At 49.9% G+C, this 17,646-nt stretch carries 14 protein-coding genes and 1 riboswitch; of the genes, 8 read left to right on the top strand and 6 right to left on the bottom strand.

The features are described from left to right. Positions 1-49 precede the first annotated feature (49 nt). Positions 50-3,412 carry a GH36-type glycosyl hydrolase domain-containing protein gene (locus AC50YG_RS27600; RefSeq protein WP_494831634.1) on the bottom strand — a complete coding sequence of 1,121 codons (3,363 nt, stop codon included), beginning with the start codon at positions 3,410-3,412 and terminating at the stop codon, positions 50-52. 668 nt (positions 3,413-4,080) lie between these two features. Between AC50YG_RS27600 and AC50YG_RS27605 the strand changes: the two genes are divergently transcribed. The 4 genes from AC50YG_RS27605 to AC50YG_RS27620 all read left to right on the top strand — a co-directional run bounded on the left by AC50YG_RS27605 (position 4,081) and on the right by AC50YG_RS27620 (position 8,002). After that, positions 4,081-5,346 (top strand): sugar ABC transporter substrate-binding protein, encoded by a 1,266-nt coding sequence (locus AC50YG_RS27605; protein WP_494831636.1) that lies wholly within the window; start codon positions 4,081-4,083, stop codon positions 5,344-5,346. Between the two features lie 97 nt (positions 5,347-5,443). Continuing rightward, on the top strand, positions 5,444-6,331 hold the full coding sequence (locus AC50YG_RS27610) for a carbohydrate ABC transporter permease (RefSeq protein ID WP_341280436.1): 888 nt from the start codon (positions 5,444-5,446) through the stop codon (positions 6,329-6,331). A gap of 21 nt (positions 6,332-6,352) precedes the next feature. Beyond that, positions 6,353-7,183, top strand: a complete 831-nt coding sequence (locus AC50YG_RS27615; protein ID WP_473758669.1) for a carbohydrate ABC transporter permease — start codon at positions 6,353-6,355, stop codon at positions 7,181-7,183. Between the two features lie 27 nt (positions 7,184-7,210). Then, positions 7,211-8,002 (top strand): alpha/beta hydrolase, encoded by a 792-nt coding sequence (locus tag AC50YG_RS27620; RefSeq protein ID WP_494831639.1) that lies wholly within the window; start codon positions 7,211-7,213, stop codon positions 8,000-8,002. A 74-nt stretch (positions 8,003-8,076) separates the two neighbouring features. Here the strand turns inward: AC50YG_RS27620 and AC50YG_RS27625 are convergent, their stop codons facing one another. From AC50YG_RS27625 to AC50YG_RS27645, 5 genes are all read right to left on the bottom strand, one after another. Beyond that, entirely contained in the window at positions 8,077-8,709 is a 633-nt protein-coding gene (locus tag AC50YG_RS27625) for a hypothetical protein (RefSeq protein WP_494831641.1), read from the bottom strand. Next, positions 8,706-9,908 carry a hypothetical protein gene (locus AC50YG_RS27630; protein ID WP_494831643.1) on the bottom strand — a complete coding sequence of 401 codons (1,203 nt, stop codon included), beginning with the start codon at positions 9,906-9,908 and terminating at the stop codon, positions 8,706-8,708. The genes AC50YG_RS27625 and AC50YG_RS27630 overlap by 4 nt, the downstream gene beginning before the upstream one ends. A 25-nt stretch (positions 9,909-9,933) precedes the next feature. Continuing rightward, positions 9,934-10,569: a zf-HC2 domain-containing protein gene (locus tag AC50YG_RS27635; RefSeq protein WP_473758665.1), complete on the bottom strand. Its 636-nt coding sequence runs from the start codon at positions 10,567-10,569 to the stop codon at positions 9,934-9,936. Continuing rightward, positions 10,566-11,222 (bottom strand): RNA polymerase sigma factor, encoded by a 657-nt coding sequence (locus AC50YG_RS27640; RefSeq protein WP_473758664.1) that lies wholly within the window; start codon positions 11,220-11,222, stop codon positions 10,566-10,568. The genes AC50YG_RS27635 and AC50YG_RS27640 overlap by 4 nt, the downstream gene beginning before the upstream one ends. Before the next feature lie 87 nt (positions 11,223-11,309). Beyond that, on the bottom strand, positions 11,310-11,822 hold the full coding sequence (locus AC50YG_RS27645; protein ID WP_056035079.1) for a YwhD family protein: 513 nt from the start codon (positions 11,820-11,822) through the stop codon (positions 11,310-11,312). 253 nt (positions 11,823-12,075) lie between these two features. Here AC50YG_RS27645 and AC50YG_RS27650 point away from each other — a divergent pair, with 253 nt between their 5' ends. The 4 genes from AC50YG_RS27650 to AC50YG_RS27665 all read left to right on the top strand — a co-directional run bounded on the left by AC50YG_RS27650 (position 12,076) and on the right by AC50YG_RS27665 (position 17,645). Further along, positions 12,076-14,169 (top strand): M1 family metallopeptidase, encoded by a 2,094-nt coding sequence (locus tag AC50YG_RS27650; protein ID WP_494831646.1) that lies wholly within the window; start codon positions 12,076-12,078, stop codon positions 14,167-14,169. A gap of 15 nt (positions 14,170-14,184) precedes the next feature. Further along, the gene (locus AC50YG_RS27655) at positions 14,185-15,000 is read left to right on the top strand and encodes a hypothetical protein (protein WP_494831648.1); all 816 of its coding nucleotides are present in this window, start codon (positions 14,185-14,187) and stop codon (positions 14,998-15,000) included. Between the two features lie 502 nt (positions 15,001-15,502). After that, a riboswitch (cyclic di-AMP (ydaO/yuaA leader) is annotated at positions 15,503-15,674 on the top strand. A 1-nt stretch (position 15,675) separates the two neighbouring features. After that, entirely contained in the window at positions 15,676-16,146 is a 471-nt protein-coding gene (locus AC50YG_RS27660; protein WP_341282819.1) for a C40 family peptidase, read from the top strand. 134 nt (positions 16,147-16,280) lie between these two features. Further along, positions 16,281-17,645, top strand: coding sequence for a cryptochrome/photolyase family protein (locus AC50YG_RS27665; RefSeq protein WP_494831650.1), 1,365 nt, complete (start codon positions 16,281-16,283; stop codon positions 17,643-17,645). Position 17,646: the final 1 nt, after the last annotated feature.

The following is a 17,646-nucleotide window of genomic DNA, read 5'->3' on the forward strand; positions in this document are numbered from 1 at the left end:
CGCCTTATGTGCATACGGCGATCCAAAACGAATCGCCGTACACCATTCCTTACATGAAAATGTCGATAATCGTTTTTTCGCCAGACTGATCCTGCTTCAGCAGCTGCGGGGAAATTTCTAATCCGCCTGTACGATAACGATTGGAGCCGAATTCAGCTTCCATTTCATTTCCATTTATTTTCACGCTTTTCACGGTCGCATTGCCATCGCCCTTCAAATGGTAGACGAAGGTAATCGGAATGCCCTGATATTCGAAATCGAATCGCAGGCCATTGAGCGACTGCGGCAGCACCGGATCAACAATCAGCTTGCCTTGCACTTGGCGAATACCAAGCACATTGGCTACGAGCTGGTTCATATAAATTCCCGGCCCGCTGGAATAAATTCTCCAGCCGCCTTTAACCGGAGCAGAGCCGTCACGCAGCTCCGCGAAACGCTCCTGCGCCTCGTAACGCGTATTAAACTTGCCGTCCGAGCTGCTGAAATAGGAATTGCTTTGGCGAAGCTCCGCATTAGGGACAGCGTCCTTCAAGCCGACTGGGTTAATGATCGCAAGTCCATTCCATGCTTCATCTACTTTGCCGAGCTTAGCCATCGCTTCTACGTAGCGGATATGGGCATGTACATATTGCAGCCCTACCTCGCGGCCAAAGTTCGCCGCCTGCTCAGCACGCTTGAAATGCGTGCTGACACCGCCGGTATATTTCGCTGGACGGTTCATCAGCCGCACGCCATCCGGACAATATAACTCTCGCTTAATGAGATCATAATGCGCCTCGGCCTGCTCAGCCGTAAGCAGCTCGGCAATCATGCTGCGGGTCATCGGAAGCAGGCGGTATTGTATGCCTGTCACCGCATCCGATGGATGCAGCATCAGCTCTGCTTGCTCTGGCTGCTCCATATACAAGAAGCCCGGAATGACGTCGGTTTGCAGCATGTAACGATTGAAGTCTGCTTTAATACCCTCGCTCAGTGTGCCAAGCTCTGCTGCCCACTCTTTATTGTTCGCTTGCATGGCCGCAGACAAATGCGTAAACACCTGATAAGTAAGCGCCACTGTCCAGCTGCTCACCATATACTGCTTAAGCTGGGCGTTGGCAGGCTGCAGCGTGTCATCCCAATCCCCATCGCCATAGGAGGACAAATGGGTATCATGCAGAAAATGCCCCTTAATATAGGCAATTTCCTTCTGCGCATGTTCAAGCAGCGATTCCGTGTGCGACGTGAAAGCAAAGCCTTCTTTCGTCGTATAAGGAATCTGCTCCTCCAGCACAGAATAATCCTGCGTCGCTGTCAAATAGTCGCTGAGCACCTTGAGCGGCCATACGATAATATCGCCATGGCTTTCTTCCTGCTGCACGTTCACGTAGTTGTCGAACATAAACCATTGCGGCCAATTGCCGTCTTCCTCATATTGATGGGAAAAGACCGTCAGCAATATTTCACGAACCGCACCGTAATTTTGCATCGCCATAAAATATTCGGTCGGCCCTTGGCAAACATCCCGCGTTCCCCAAGCAGCGCCGCCATATTGCTCCAAGCCGTGCGGTACCGAATAATGGACAAGCATATTGTGCGTGTACCACCATGCCAGCGTATTAAACTTGTCCACTTCAGCGGTATTTCCGCCTTTTTGCGTTAGCTGGAACCCATTCATAACCTGCTTGTAAAAAGCACGATAGGCCTGTGCCTGTGCTTCCGCATCCTCTACGCTAGCGGATTTCGCTGGAAGCTCTTCACCTTGCAGCAAGCCTTGCACGGTTAATGACCACTCACTGCTAGCCCCGAGCTCCAGAACGACCAGCGATGCGCCGCCTGACTCCATTCCCGTTACGAGCTTTTGCTCATCCGCAACGGTCATTTCCGCTCCATCCACACGCAGCCGGTAGCGAAGCTTCGAATATACACCTGAGCTTAGTGCCGCCGAATCGGCCGTAAATTCTAGACCATCCTGATGTTCGCTCATATGATACGGCAAAATATATTCATTATCATTCATGGACACTTGGTTCGTGACCAGATAACGGTGCTTCCTTCCGCTTGTCGAACGGACATGCATCCGAACTTCCGGCGTATCTACAGTTGTATAATTTGTAATGATGATGAGATCATCTGACGTTTTGTAATACCATTTTGCAAAATTAAAGCCCATTTCAAACATCGACGGCATCGTAAGCAGACGATATACGCCATCCAACTCTACATAAATGCGTTGTCCCGACGTTTTCGGCACATTCAGCGCATTGCGGGCATTCGTCACCCATTTGTGGAACGTTGTGTTGCCTACAACCAGCTGCGAGTTGAACAAACCGTACATATATGAGGTTGTCGTCAGCACATGTGTGTTCAAGCGGTCATTGCCGCCCGTCATCAGAATATGGCCATGCGGACGCTCGACCAGCAGCTCTTTTTCCTTTAATACAACATGCTCATGGGTCGCAGTGAAAAAAGAAAGCAGAGACTCTCCCGCATACTCCTCCTGCGAGCGTTCAGGAAACAAGCCATTAATCTCTTTCGCCGTCATCGATACGGTTTGCAAAGGAGAGCCAATAGCCGCCGCTTTGCGCACCGGATTTGCCTCTTGCGATTGTAAAGCAGGCGCAGCAGATACCTGCTCCCACGCTTGCTGCACTTCAGCCGTAAAGGCTAGCGAGGTTACCGCCTCCGCATGATTTTCCTTAAATAAGCCGTAAAAAACAACATTCAGCTCGCCGTCCAGCTTGGCAAGTGGCGCTTGCAGAGCCGTGTAGGCAAATTCATATTGGTAAACCTCATTGGCCAGCGATGGCTTCATTAAGGCTTCAGCCATATCCGTTTCCTTATAGCTTAGGCCATAGAACTGGAAGCCGTCTGTCGAATAGCCAGCCGCGCCTGTCCATGCTCCTTGCTGCAAATAAGGGAAGCTTCCGCGCTGCGGCATATTTTGGCGGGAACAAACGACATAACCGCGCTGCTTATCCTCAAATACAGAATGGTCAATATATTGCGATTGATAAGCTTCATTGCTGCGAACAGCGGCTTGGTCAGCAAGCCCGATGTCTTGACCATAGATGACATCGACCATCTCGCCATTGCCGACTACCAACACATCCCAAAACCATACGCCTGCTTCCGATAGTAGAAAACGCACCTGGTAACGAACGCCTTCTGCTTCTCCCGCCCATACAACTTGACTTGCACTATAGGAGACATGGCTATTCGAGCGCACGCCAAGCAAAGGAACGGCTACAATGCCAGATTCACGGTGCAAACGCAAATATATATTATTTAGTGAACCGTCTACCGCATTGGATAGAAGTTGATTAATCATGGTGTCGTTATGGGTAATTTGATAAAGATCGCCGCTGCTGAGAAAGGTGAACGATAGTTGTCCGGCCTCTACTTGAAAGCTGCTTGCTGCTGTCATGGTCATCACTCACTTTCCTGACTTTTTTAAAATATAAGAATTTATAAGTTTCACCCTTATAATCAGCTTATATTTCACCGCGAAACGGTAGCATTGCCGCCAGAGGACGGCTTCAGTCGTTTACGCTTGCTTATTTGTATACATAGGCTTTCATCAATAAACGCATAATAAACAGCTGATACTCGCGAAGTTGATGCAGATTGACGGCATTTGCCGAAAATAATCGAAACGTTTCTATTTTACAACTAAAAGGATTATAGAACGTTTTCATCCTTCCGTCAATTGCCTCCATTACCCGAATACCAAGTAGGTGAAACGTTTCTATTATCATTTTAACGCTTCAGAAGCAAATTTCAATAGCCAAAAAAAATGTGTTGAATACGATTACATTCTGTTTTATAATGACATCGAAACGTTTCTATGGTCACTCGCATCTCATGATGCATTCGCGTATAATCTAAAATCGAAACGTTTCTATGTTTCATCAGGCTTATATACTAAGGGGAGCTTTTCAGGAATATGGGAGAGGAGGCATGTCGCTTAAGGCATATGTTCAGAGGGAAGCCAGCTGCTTAACTGCCAGCGCCATTGCATAAACCGGCAACAATAGAGTCATCATTTACTTAAGCTACTGCACCTTAAAATCACAGCTTCTTAAAGAGAGGAAGATTGGAATGTTTAATAAATCCGTTAAAACTGCACTTATTAGTACAATGCTGCTTTCAGGTATTTTGACAGCTTGCTCCACATCCAATAATACAAATACAACAGGCGAGGCTGCTACTGGCGATCAGCCCGTTACCATTAAAGTTTGGGGTATGGGTGACCAAGAACAGACGCTCAAAACCATTTCCGAGCAATTCGAATCAGACAATCCGAACATTAAAGTCGATGTACAGGTTATCCCTTGGGGTTCGGCGCATGACAAGCTGCTGACAGCTGTTGCTTCCAAATCCGGTCCTGACGTGCTGCAAATGGGTACTTCCTGGATGCCGGAATTCGCAAATGCGGGCGCTTTGCTTGATTTGACGCCTTACATCGACCAATATCCTGAATTTAAACCTGAGAACTTTTTCGAGGGTATCGTAAATACAACGCAATTTGACGGCAAAACGTTCGGTATTCCTTGGTATGCTGAAACTCGCGTCCTGTTCTACCGCACCGACCTGCTGAAAGAAGTAGGCTATGACAAAGCGCCTGCTACTTGGGATGAGTTGAAGGATGCGGCAACGAAATTGACTGCGCGCGGCGAAGGCAAATACGGCATTGACCTCGTTCCAGGCGAGCCAACTCTGGGCATTATGTTTGCCCGCCAGAACGGTTCCAAGATTTTTGATGAGCAAAATAAACCTTTGTTCAATCAGCCGGAATTTGTTGACGCTGTAAAATATGTAGGCAGCTTCTATCAAGAGAAGCTTTCTCCTGTAGATCTCGGCATTGATGCTGTTCAAGGCTTTGCTGGCGACGGTGTTATCCCGATGTTCATCAGCGGACCTTGGATGATCAAGCCGATTAAAGAGCAAGCGCCAGATATCGAGGGCAAATGGGCAACCGCTGTTCTTCCATCCGGTTCGGCGAACAACAACTCGATTCTCGGCGGCTCGGATCTGACTGTATTCAAATACAGCAAAAATCAAGAAGCGGCAGTGAAGTTTATTGCCTACATGAGTAAACCAGAAGTTCAGTTGAAATGGAAAGAGCTGTCCGATGCGCTTCCAGCTGTACAAAGCGTATGGCAAGATGCTTCTATGACTGCTGATCCTAACCTTCAAGTCATTGGGGAGCAACTTAAGCATGCTGAAGCAACACCAGCTCTTACGGCTTATGACCAAATTTCGCAAAAATATGTAGCTCGCTTTGAGCAAATTTATCGCGCTAACGCTGACGTGCAGACGCAAATGGATGCTTTGAACGTTGAAGCTGAGAAATTAATTAAATAATCTTTTAGCCGGCAGCTGCTTTTGTATAGGGCTGTCGGTTATCCCTATTATTGTCCATTTGCGCAAAAGCGTAAATTTAAAGGATGTGACTTAGCCGATGAAAGGCATATTGAATAATAAAACACCTTATTTCTTTATAGCGCCAACGTTGATTTTGCTCGCTATGTTCTCCCTGCTGCCTATCGTTATTGCACTCGTCATCAGCTTCACCGATATGGATCTCGCCGGCCTTGCCGATTTTTCCAACATTTCATTTGTAGGCATGCAAAACTACTTGGACGTATTGACTGATCCGTTATTTGTTCAAGCGATTACCAACACGCTTTATTATGTCATTATTGGCGTTCCTTCGGTTATCGCCTTGTCGCTTGCGATTGCACTGCTGATTAACTTCGGCAGATCAAAAATATTTACGACGTTCCGCGTCATTTATTACTTGCCGTCCGTGACCAACGTCGTTGCCGTTGCGGTCGTATGGACATATTTGTACAACCCATCGCTTGGCTTGTTCAACTATTTGCTGAACCTTGTGCATCTTCCCGATGTCCAGTGGCTCCAGCACCCGATTATAGCTAAAATCTCGCTGATCATTCTTGCCTTATGGCGGGCGATCGGACTGAATATGCTTATTTTTATTGCAGCTATCAAGGGCATTCCACGCTCTTATTACGAGGCTGCACAAATTGACGGAGCCAGCAGCTGGCAGCAAATGCGGACGATTACACTTCCGCTGTTGCGTTATGCTATTTTCTTCGTATCCATTACCACGATGATTGGCTGGATTCAATTTTTCGAAGAGCCGCTCATTATGACTAAAGGCGGACCGCTTAACGGCACGATGTCCGTAGCCTTGTTCATTTACAACAACGGCTTCCAATACAGCAAATTCGGATATGCTGCGGCAGGATCCTTTATACTATTTATTTCGATCATTATCATTACGCTTATTCAATTCAAGTTCCAGAACAAGGAAACAGATGTTTAAAGAAAGGAGAGGGGAATAATTATGGCACCGAAAACAAAAAGCGGCACAGCCCTTCAATGGCTGCTTGGCATTTTGCTGACTGGCGGCGGGATAGTAATGATGCTTCCGTTCGCATGGATGATTATGTCGGCGTTCAAGACGGAGAGCGAGGTCAAGCAGCTGCCTCCAACCCTATGGCCGAAAAATATTACGTTCGAAAACTTCAGCAATTTGTTCGTCAATATGCATTTTGGCACGTATTTGAGCAACACACTGCTGATTGTCTTTTTCTCCTTTATCGGCTTGTTCCTAAATGCGATGGCTGGTTATGCTTTCGCCAAGTTCAAGTTCAAAGGCAAAGATAAGCTGTTCTATCTCGTACTCGCAACGATGATGATTCCCGGCCAGGTAACGATGATTCCTGTCTACCTGCTGCTTAATGAAATGCATCTGACGAATACGATGGTAGGTATCGTGCTTCCAGGCTTTGTTGGCGCATTCGGCATTTTTCTATTCCGCCAATTTATGTCCACGATTCCCGACGAGCTGCTGGAAGCAACTCGCTTGGACGGAGCTAGCGAAATTCGCACCTTCTTCCAAATCGTGCTTCCGATCTCTAAAGCTATTCTGGCCATTCAAGGCATTCTGACGTTTATCGGCGGCTGGAACAGCTTCCTGTGGCCGCTTATTATTGCCAATGACGAGAAGCTGTACACGCTGTCCGTCGGACTCGCTTTGCTCAAGGGCGAGCATGGCAGCAACTATGCTTTGCAAATGGCAGGCTCCACGTTCATGGTACTGCCGGTTGTCATCGTCTTTATTTTCTTCCAGAAGCAAATTATTGAGAATTATTCGATTTCCGGCATTAAATAAACGCTGGGTCAAGGAGGTTCCATCGCAATGGCCTTGTTTCAATGTGATTTTTTCTCGGAAAAGCTGGGCTTCTCGACCGGCATGTCGGTTATTTTGCCACAGCCATCTTTAGCTGACCTTTCTACCCGCCAGGAAGAAACGGATTACAAATATCCGGTGCTGTATTTGCTGCATGGGCTGTCCGATGACCATACCGCTTGGACGCGCTATACCTCCATTGAACGTTATGCTTCCAGCAAAGGAATCGCTGTCGTCATGCCTGGCGTCCATCGCAGCTTCTATGCCGATATGGAGCAGGGCGGACGCTACTGGAGCTTTGTAAGCGAGGAGCTGCCGCTGGTGGCCCGCTCCTTCTTCCCGCTGTCAGCCCGCAGGGAAGACAATTTTGTCGCCGGCCTCTCAATGGGCGGCTACGGTGCGTTCAAGCTGGGACTGCATCATCCTGAGCGCTTTGCCGCTGCGGCAAGCCTTTCTGGCGCGCTTGATGTTGCGAGCCGTCTCCAGCACCCGGACTTCTCTTATACGGATGAAGGCGAGTTTGGACGATTGTACGGCAGTATGGAGAAGCTCGAAGCGGGGACTAGCAATCTATTTAACCTTTTAGCCTCTGCAGCTGCGCTTGCCCCTGATCAGCAGCCGAAGTTTTATCAATGCTGCGGGACAGAAGATTTTTTGTATGAGGATAATCTTCGCTTCAAGGCAGCAATGGAGGACTACGGGCTGACTCTCACCTATGACGAGGAGCCGGGCATGCATGAGTGGGGCTACTGGGATCGCAATATCCAGCGCGTCCTTGACTGGCTGCCGCTTTCCCGCTAGAACCTTAAAAGCGCCTGCTCCCGATAACAATCGGGGCAGGCGCTTTTAAGGTTCTTTTATCTATCAGATGAGTTCTAAAACCCGCGTTGCTCTATTTTAATCGACTTTGGCAATACCAGCGTCATTTGAGCGTTATACATATTCGACTGAAGCGGGCCATTATGCCGCTCAAATTCGCCGACCATGACATACATGACCGTTCCTATTACGCTTGTGCTAACCAGCTGTTCCGAAGTGTCAATCGGCTCAGCAGCCCAGTACTGCACCTGCCCCAGTAATTGCACCTTTCCTCCATCCACCTGATCCACACTTACTGGACGGAGCGCTTGAACGACGATTTTATCGATCTTCTCCGGCACGGAAATGGGCGCCGACTCAATAAGTGCCGTCCGTTCCATTTGGCGCATCGTCCCTCTAAGCTCGTCCAATATCCCCGTAGAGATCAGCCCCGCCATCGCAAGGCTGAAGCTCCCGATCATTCCAACGATAAATAGACTGATCCAATCGTAACGCAGCGTCGTCCGCTCGCTTCCCGCAAACCAAATGTACAATAAAATTTCCGCACCGAGCAAAATAAAAACAAGCGGCGCCACCCATAGCAGCATATTGTATGCCCCTGTCCCGCTCCAGATGGAGACCGCTACAGCGACCCCCATCAATAATAAGGTAACGCCCATCGAAAGCGTGCCTACACGCCACTGCTTCATTCGCTTTTCCCCTTCCGCAGCGATTCCGCCTGTTTCCAATCCTTAGGGGGGAGCCCTTTGTTTCGTTGAAACCCTCTGCCAAATGCCATACGCAGGCCAGCAGCAATCATGACAAAGGCTACCAGCGCGGTCGGCAAATTATATTTTATATTTTGATACTGGGCATACCATCTTGGAAAATAATTCGCAGCGTATTCGGCCAGAACACGATCACCCATAAAATACAGCCCGATCAGCAGCAGACCAATGCCAATCCACCGCTGATAAGGAGCAAACTGCGTAATAATCGCTTGATCCTTTAAGCCTTCCTGCGGTTCACTCGACAGCTGCCGCATCACATCGAAGAAAGCGAAAAACCAGAATAGCGGCATCAGGAATAGAAACATCGACAGCCGCATCGCATCCATTAAGTAGACGGAGGCGAGGAAGCCAGCCATAATTTGCAGGCCGCGCGTTTGAAGCCCGAGATATAGATGACCTGCGCCAGGAAAGAGCGACAGCGTTGCAGCGAGCGCTTTATTTTTGCGCCCCTTATTCATGTACTCCTCCAGCTCTTCAAAAAACGGTCGATCCTCCAAGGGCTCGCCCCGTTTTTTGCGCTGCAGCTGCTGTGAAGCATCAAAAATACTGTAAATCCAGATGACTGGCACGCCTAGCAGGAAAATAGTAAACTCTCCTGTCCCCGTTACCATCGATATAAAAATAACAACTGCGAACAAGCCGATAGATGCAATGAGGAACGCAATGCCCCGCTGCATCAGCCCTAGCGCCATATGGCCCAAGCCAGGAATGATGGACAGGAGCAGCGTATTCGTGCGCTCTTTCTGCTCGCTGTAGGTTAAGAGGTCTGCTTGTGCGTGCATCGCTCCCGGCGGCATGCTGTTGTACATCTGATCTGGACTTGGAGGTGCTCCTGCACCATAAGCAGCTTCATTCGGATACGGCTGCCGCCTGCCAATGAGCGTTACAATCATATCAAGCATATTGATGCCCCAAAATAGAAACGAAATCAAGCACAGAATAAAGCCCGTGTCATCTTCAATATAACTTACGATTGAAATCATAATCAAAATCGCGAGCGGTCCAAACCCTCCTGCTGCATAAAGTACAAATCTTATCGGACGCCCCATATAAGCATGGCCGAAGCCCGGCAGCATGGACAGCAGCAGCGCAACAATGGGCTTTTTCTCCCTATTCATCCGTTAATCTCTCCTTCATCATTCATTATTTAAACCGTTTGGAGGCGATGCCGTCCAGCCAGTGGGAAGTGCGATTCATCATTTGCTGCGACCAGGAGGGCTCGCGCTGCTCCTTGTCTCGGATGAGCTGCTCCTCTTTATGCTGCAGTCTGCTATGGTCCATTTTTTCAAGCTCCTGTGAAATGTTGTTCAGTACGCCTGTACCGAGCAGCAATAGGGTAATGACCGCCGCAGCGGTATAATGAGTGGCTGGATGCTGGAGCCAGGATTTGCGGCGGTATGATTTCTCTTGAAGGAACGGACCTGGCATGGACAGCTGCTGTTTTTCTGATTCAGATGGTCCGAACAGCTGTCTGCTGAGCCTACTGCCCATCTGTTCAAAATCCGGGAGCTCAATCGCCTGCTTTAACAGACTGGCTTCAGCTATATGTGGCTCGGCCATACAGGCGCTCCCTGCTATGTCCGCCTCCAATACGAGCATAAATCGCTCTAAGCATTCGTCACAGCCAGCAAGCTGCCGCTCGATCTGCTCGCGTTCCGGCTCGGATAGCAAATTCGCCACATATTGCTCCAGGAGGGAGGCCTCCACATGATTCACATGCTTGCCCTGCTGTTTCGTCCTCGAACTCTCGCCATGCTTGTGCTCCTCATGTTGACTCATTCAAAGTCCTCCCTTCTCCAGTGCCGCTTGATCCAGTTTCTTGCCCGGTACAGGCGCGATTCTACGCTTTTGCGCTCCAGTCCGGTTGAGGACGAAATTTCCTCATATGATTTCTGTTCTATATAATAGGCGTTTACGACTTCGCGATAATTTTCCGGGAGCTGCTCGACCTGTTCTCGTATGTAGCGTTTTTCCTCGCGCTCAATCGCAGCGCGCTCCGCGGGCATTGCGGTTCCTTGCCCATCGGTGTCCGGTCCCAGATTGTCCACATATTCGCTCAGTTCTTCCGGCTTGCGTGCCTTGCTCCTCTTCCAATCAATCGCACGGTTTACAGCAATGCGGGTCACCCAGGTTTTAAAGCCTTCCAGCCTGCACTCGGGGAGAGAGCGGTGAATTTGCAGCAGCACTTCCTGGGTAACATCCTCCGCATCATGCGGCGAATGAAGCACAGCATAAACCGTTTTATATATATGAGCGCCATATTCCTGCACGAATGACTGGAATTCCGCAGGCCCGCCGTCGCGGAGCGCTATTAACCATGCTTCATCTTGAATCTTGCTCTCCCCCTTCCCGTTATAATAGACGCCGGAACCTCGGCTATCCCCTGCACCTGCAACTTCTTTTTTTAGAAAAAAAATAAAAAGGCCCCGCACCAGCGCAGCAATCGCTGCCGCATTGGGCGGAACCCGTCACCTATAAGCACCCGGCTGGGAGCTGTCTTAGTCGTGCTTTCTGTAGGCCTACGCCTCCAAAGCCTGCTTCAGCTCATCGGAAGAATTGGTCCACCATTCTTCATTATGCTCAATTAACAGCTTGCGGAACGCAGCCTTTTCTTCCGCACCCAGCTCGCCCAAGTTATAGCGGCGCTTAATCGCATGATCAAGCTTGTTGACATGATCGGCGAGAATTTTCCACCCGCGGCGCGCTTCCGTATCGATCCACATTTCGCAAGCCGTTGCGCCAGCGTAGTTCGTGCCATTCTCTCCACGTTCTACCGCAACCCAAACAATCCAGCATTGGCGGCCATTCGGTGTATCCTCTTTATTAGGCGAAAACTTGATGCCGCGCTCCACTTTGCTTTTCGCATGCATTGCGCCGTCATCGATATAAGCGACGCCCGCATCAATAATAACGCAGGATACTTGGCTTAGATCAATGGTGCCTGCACCAAAGCCTTTATGCTGTTTATTGCTCACGACGTTAAGCGCGAGTGATTTCTTTTCTTTTTTCTCCGGTTGTCCTTGCTGTTCCATTCGTTCGTACACGTCCTCTCGTCACATTTCATCTATTGTACTGCCGCAGCAGCTTGCAGCCAATCTCTCCTTTCCATTTTGACCGTTTTTCCGCAATAACACAAGCGCACACAGCACAATTTCCTGCTGTATCCGCAAGCGGCTGCCGCTTTACACGCCTTCAGCAGCGCCGCTGCAAAAATCCACAAGACTATTCCTGTACAAGCCGACATATACATGCTGTAGATGCTTGTCAACGGGAGGGAAACGTTCAATGACTCCAGGACCTTTCAAACGAATCGCGCTCATTATGCTCTCGGCTGTCCTGCTCGGACTGTCGCTGCATCATGGCTTCGGCAACGCTTGGCTATCCCAGTATACGTACGCCTCCGGCACCTCAGACCCGCCACTTGCTGGTTCGGCAAATAGCGCCGCAGCCCACACCACTACTGCCCCACCAAGCAGTGCGGCCGGTATACCAGCTGACACACAGGCTGCACCGCAAACGGCCAAGCCGCCTGCCCCGGCAGCACCGGTGCAGCCCGACTCTGTCCAGCCTGATGCCGTGCAGACGCTCAGCAAAAGAGTCGTCCAATACAACATGCACGTTGCGCTTCGAGAGGACATCCGCTATTTGGACGGCTCCCAGACCGTGACTTGGACGAACCCAGGCAAAAAAACGGTGTCCGAGCTGTATTTTCATCTGTATCCCAATGCCTTTCAATCCGAAAAATCGACGTTCATGCGCGAGTCTGGAGGACAACTGCGGGGCGACAAGGCCACGGTCGACAGCCAAGGTTATTTGAAGCTGCTCACCTTGCAAACGCTGGAGGGCGAAAGCCTGCTTCCCCGCCTGCATTATGTCCAGCCCGATGACGGAAATACGGACGATTATACGCTGACGAAGCTTAACCTCCCGGTTCCAGTCGCACCGGGCAAATCAATAACACTTTCCATGACCTACGAGGTCAAGCTGCCCGAGGTATTCGCCCGCATGGGCTATTCCGGCAGCTTCGTTATGGCGGGCCAGTGGTTTCCTAAGCTTGCCGTTTATGAGACAGATGGAACACGCGGCCGGACAAATGAAGGCTGGAACGTCCATCAGTATCATGGCGATTCGGAGTTTTACAGCGATTTTGGCTTGTATAGCGCCCAGATTACCGTGCCGGAAAACTTTACGGTAGCCGCCACCGGCATTCAAACGAAGGAAGCTGTAACGCAAAATGGCACAAGCGTCTATCAGTTTTATGCCGAGGACGTGCATGACTTTGCTTGGTCCGCCTCACCCGACTTTATTTATGCGGAGGACACCTTGTCGGGAACGGGCATTCCTGGGGTACGCATCAAGCTTTATCTGGACCCTGCCCACGAGGGGCTGAAGGACCGCTATATGCATGCAGCGAAATCGTCGCTGGCCAAATACGCGGAGTGGTACGGTGAATATCCGTATTCAACGCTGTCCATCATCGTTCCGCCGAAAGGGGCGAATGGCGCCGGCGGCATGGAATATCCAACGCTCGTAACCGCTTTAGCTGCTGAATCCGATAACCCTGGCTACAGCCTGGAGCGAACCGTTGTACATGAGATCGGTCATCAGTATTGGTACGGGATGGTCGCATCGAACGAGTTCGAAGAAGCTTGGCTCGACGAAGGCTTTACATCGTATGCCGAGGATAAAGTGATGGAGAACGCCTATGGCGTTGAACCCAATTTAGCTATGGAAGCCAGCTATATTACAGCCCCTGCCCCGCTTAAACAGCCTTCATGGGCCTATCACAATAGCGATGAGTATGCGGAAAATGTATACATGCGCGCCAAGCTTGTGCTGGTCGGAATTGAGAAGCAGGTCGGAGCAAAGACGATGCAAAAAATTATGCGCACGTATTTTCAAAAATACAAATTCAAGCATCCAACTACGTCCGATTTCCAGCGAGTCGTCGAGCAGGTTACGAAGGGAAAATGGCAGGATTATTTTCACCAGTATGTATATGGCAGCCTGATGGCGGATTTTTCAGTAGAGGCTATTCGAGTGAATGAAGTGCAGCAGGATGGCCAAACAGAGTACGAGTCTACCGTGCTGATCAAGCGCAATGGCGGACAAAACGGACCCATACCGCTCGTTTTCTCCTTTACCGACGGTGAAACAACTTCTAAAATCTGGGATGCCGCCGAGTCGCATATGGAGTACAAGGTGATGCATGCTGCTCCGCTCGCATGGGTAGCGGTGGATCCGAAAAACAGCAATGTGCTGGACAATAGGCATATTAACAATTTTATGCGTGCAGAAGTGCCGGAGCAGTCGCGCATTCGGTGGAGCCTCGGCCTGACGAAGCTTATTGAAGGCCTGCTCGCATCCGTAGGCTGGTAGAGAGGAGGTTAAAAAATGAAGCAGCATATGAAGCAAGGCTGGCGGCTCGCCATCCGCCATTTCTATATCGTCATTGCGTTGTTCCTGTACCAGCTATTATGGGGACTTTTCCTTTACCGCTTTATTGATATGACTGTACTGCCGCTGCTGCGGCGCTTTCCCCTCCAGCATCCGTCGGACTCGGCCGTTTCGCTGTTCCTCAGCGAAGCCCAGTTTCAATTGACAAAAACAGATCTGATCAACCCCTATCTATGGCTGCTGGGCGGCTTGTTCGCCGCCCGCATGCTGCTGAGCCCACTGTTACATGCGGGGCTGCTCTACTCGCTGCATCATATGGACGAAAAAGGTGGAACGCAGTTTCTTCAAGGCATTCGCAAAGCTTGGAAGCCTATGACGCTGCTCTATTGGCTGCGCACGCTGCTTATTTTCGCGCCTGGCTGGTTCCTTCTTCCTCGCGCCTTCAAGCTGCTAATGGAGGGCCATTCGCTGAGCGAGCTGCTGCAAAGCACGCTGCCAGGCTTTGGCGGTTGGCTGCTGTGGAGCTTTCTCGTTCACCTGCTGCTGCTCGCCATGCAGTTCGGCGCCGCCTCCGGCACGGGCTCGATGCGCTCGCTCAGCATTGCGCTCCGAAATCTTTTTCCTTATGCCGGCCTCTCTCTGCTGATGTGGCTGCTGGCAGTCGCCGCTTCGCTCTTGGTATCCGGCCTTTCCTATGCTTGGGCGGGAATTCTGGCGCTCATCATGCATCAAGCCTATCATCTGCTCCGTACCTTATTAAAGGTATGGACACTCGCTGCACAATACGATTGCCTGCAATCGAAGCAGAGCTGAGACCGTTTTAAGACCGTTTCAGACTCCTTTTAGGACCCTTTTATACAACTTTTATCATCCATAAATAGGAAATTAAGTTTAGAAAAATGAAGGCAGCCCTCCCTAATTCTCATTTAGTATTCTCATTTTTCTAAAGTCCTTCTCATAAAAACCCCGATTGCGGACAAGAGGCCGCAATCGGGGTTTTTCAGTTATCCAACATCTCCAGGCAACGCTTCTATTTATTTACCAACCCCTAGACTGATGCACACTAAACTCTCTAATTCTTCATTTTACGCTATAATTCTAGCCTATATGTACGATTCTTAGCATATTGGCTGCCTATTTCTCATATAAACTGACAAAATGTTTTTTTGCTTGCGAACGGTGATAGAACGAGCATTTATTAGGCAAGAAACTTGTTTTAACGCAAAATTGAGCCAAAAGGTTACATGAGAATTATTAGAAATTCATTCATATAGGAGGAAATCACATGAAAAAAACGAATTATTAGCGCAGAGCAAAATTAAACCAGCCTAATTTTTTATACCGCAAAGGTATAGAAATACGGGGGAACCACTTTGGGTGAATTGATTTCGATGCTTGGACGGCTTGATTCAAGTGTCTTGGAAATCATAGGGAACCTTCACAACCGAACCCCACAGCTAACCTCGTCGGCACCGGAAGGAGTTTCAAATTTTGAAGAAGGTAACTGCATTACTCGTTGGTCTTGTATTAATGCTTGCTTTCCAAGCAGGCAGCGTGTTCGCAGGTTCGAAGATGGATGGTGTTATCGCTGATCTGATCGGCACACCATACCAAAGCGGCGGAACAACTACGAAAGGCTTCGACTGCTCCGGTTTTACGAAATATGTTTTCGATAAAATGGGCATCGATCTTTCCCGTACTTCCCAAGCGCAATCGAACGATGGCAGTGAAGTGAAGAAGAGTGACCTGATCGCTGGCGATCTTGTATTCTTCAACACGAGCGGCAAAGGCATCTCCCACGTTGGTATTTATGTTGGAGATGGAAAGTTTGCACATGCTTCCTCGAGCAGAGGCGTTATTATTAGCAAACTTAGCGAGTCTTATTATGCTGATCGTTACGTGTCAGCTACACGCATTATGAGCCAAGACGCTTACGACAAGTACGCAAGCGAGCAATAGAGCCAGGCCATGCTTTTTTCGCTTACATAACGAAAAGCTGCTGTCTCAATCAGCAAAGCCGCAGTTGTTTGTCTTCGGACAAATAGCTTGCGGCTTTGCTGTTTTCTAGCACGGACACAAGGGGGCTCGTTTCCATGTATGTATATATTCACCGCAAAGACCTGCGTTCAAACGATTTGCGCAGTTTTGATTATGTGCGCCGCTCTGGGAAGCGCGGCTTTCATCTGCTTATAATAGACCCGTCACTGGCGGACGAGGACCGGCTCTCTTGCCACAGCGGCAGAACCTTCTTGTCCCAAGCCACCTTCCTATTGGAACAGTACAAGGCGGCGGGCGAGCAGCTGCATGTGCTTTACGGCGATCCCGCTGCCATTACCGAAGCGCTGCTGCTGGCCCATCCCATTGAAGAGGTTCTCGTCCACATGGACTATACGCCTTATTCCCGAATGCGCGACCACGCGACTGCGCAGGTTGTGCGCGCAGCGGGACGTCGCTGGCTGCCGCTTGACGATGCGCCACTCGCCGATTTGGAGGAGCTTCATACGTTTTCTAGGCGCAGTGAGCCTTACAAGGTATTTACGCCCTTTTACCGCATGTGGCAGTCCTTCATGCAAAGCCATTATTCCCCTGCAGGCGAAACAACGCTGAAACAGCTGGATACGCTGAAAAATATAGATGCCAGCATAGCAGAGCGCTTCAGTCTTCCTCGGGAGCATCCCGCTGCGGCAGCCTTTCTGCGGGTAGCGGGAGCATCTGGCACGGCGGACGCGGGAACGCTGAGTGCAGCCGATGCGCTGGAGCAATTTCTAAACCGCCGTCTAGCTGGCTATGAAGGCAGCCGCGACCAGTTTGCGGAAAACCAGACAAGCCATTTAGCGCGTTATTTGAATACAGGAGCGCTGTCGGCAAGGCAAGCCTATGAAGCAGCGCAGCAGCAGTATGGAGCCGAGTCGTGGATTAGGCAGCTGGCATGGCGGGATTTTTTTCTGTACCAAGGAAAATACAATGAGGACTTCTACCGCTATGAGCAGAAGTTTGATTTATCTGGGCTGAACGATCAGCATTTCGTGGCATGGAGCCAAGGAAAAACGGGCATTCCTGTTATTGATGCCGCTATGAAGCAGCTTAATAAAACCGGCGAAATGCCGAATCGGCTGCGGATGGTTACCGCCATGTTTTTGACGAAAAACCTGCTGTGCCCGTTTACGCTGGGCGAGCAGCATTTCCGCCGCCAGCTGGCCGATTATGATAATACGCTGAACCGGGGCGGCTGGCTGTGGAGCTCGTCGCTCGGCTACGACGCCGCTCCGTATTTTCGCATTATGAATCCGGCTACGCAGTCCGCAACACATGATCCGAGCGGCACTTACATTAGACGCTGGCTGCCTGAGCTTGCCCATCTGTCCGATAAGCAAATTCACCTGCCGCAGCCGCATGCCATTGTAGATTTGAAGGCTTCACGCGCCCGCGCGATTGAGGTCTATAAGGAGATTGTGTAAT

It is taken from the genome of Paenibacillus sp. J31R34 (assembly GCF_059383715.1).

What these genes read in the sequence shown, in the direction of transcription:
- AC50YG_RS27600 (WP_494831634.1), bottom strand. Translation starts at nt 3,412, where the DNA reads ATGACCATGACAGCAGCAAGCAGCTTTCAAGTAGAGGCCGGACAACTA.
- AC50YG_RS27610 (WP_341280436.1), top strand. Translation starts at nt 5,444, where the DNA reads ATGAAAGGCATATTGAATAATAAAACACCTTATTTCTTTATAGCGCCA.
- AC50YG_RS27625 (WP_494831641.1), bottom strand. Translation starts at nt 8,709, where the DNA reads ATGAAGCAGTGGCGTGTAGGCACGCTTTCGATGGGCGTTACCTTATTA.
- AC50YG_RS27635 (WP_473758665.1), bottom strand. Translation starts at nt 10,569, where the DNA reads ATGAGTCAACATGAGGAGCACAAGCATGGCGAGAGTTCGAGGACGAAA.
- AC50YG_RS27630 (WP_494831643.1), bottom strand. Translation starts at nt 9,908, where the DNA reads ATGAATAGGGAGAAAAAGCCCATTGTTGCGCTGCTGCTGTCCATGCTG.
- AC50YG_RS27650 (WP_494831646.1), top strand. Translation starts at nt 12,076, where the DNA reads ATGACTCCAGGACCTTTCAAACGAATCGCGCTCATTATGCTCTCGGCT.
- AC50YG_RS27605 (WP_494831636.1), top strand. Translation starts at nt 4,081, where the DNA reads ATGTTTAATAAATCCGTTAAAACTGCACTTATTAGTACAATGCTGCTT.
- AC50YG_RS27665 (WP_494831650.1), top strand. Translation starts at nt 16,281, where the DNA reads ATGTATGTATATATTCACCGCAAAGACCTGCGTTCAAACGATTTGCGC.
- AC50YG_RS27645 (WP_056035079.1), bottom strand. Translation starts at nt 11,822, where the DNA reads ATGGAACAGCAAGGACAACCGGAGAAAAAAGAAAAGAAATCACTCGCG.
- AC50YG_RS27615 (WP_473758669.1), top strand. Translation starts at nt 6,353, where the DNA reads ATGGCACCGAAAACAAAAAGCGGCACAGCCCTTCAATGGCTGCTTGGC.
- AC50YG_RS27620 (WP_494831639.1), top strand. Translation starts at nt 7,211, where the DNA reads ATGGCCTTGTTTCAATGTGATTTTTTCTCGGAAAAGCTGGGCTTCTCG.
- AC50YG_RS27655 (WP_494831648.1), top strand. Translation starts at nt 14,185, where the DNA reads ATGAAGCAGCATATGAAGCAAGGCTGGCGGCTCGCCATCCGCCATTTC.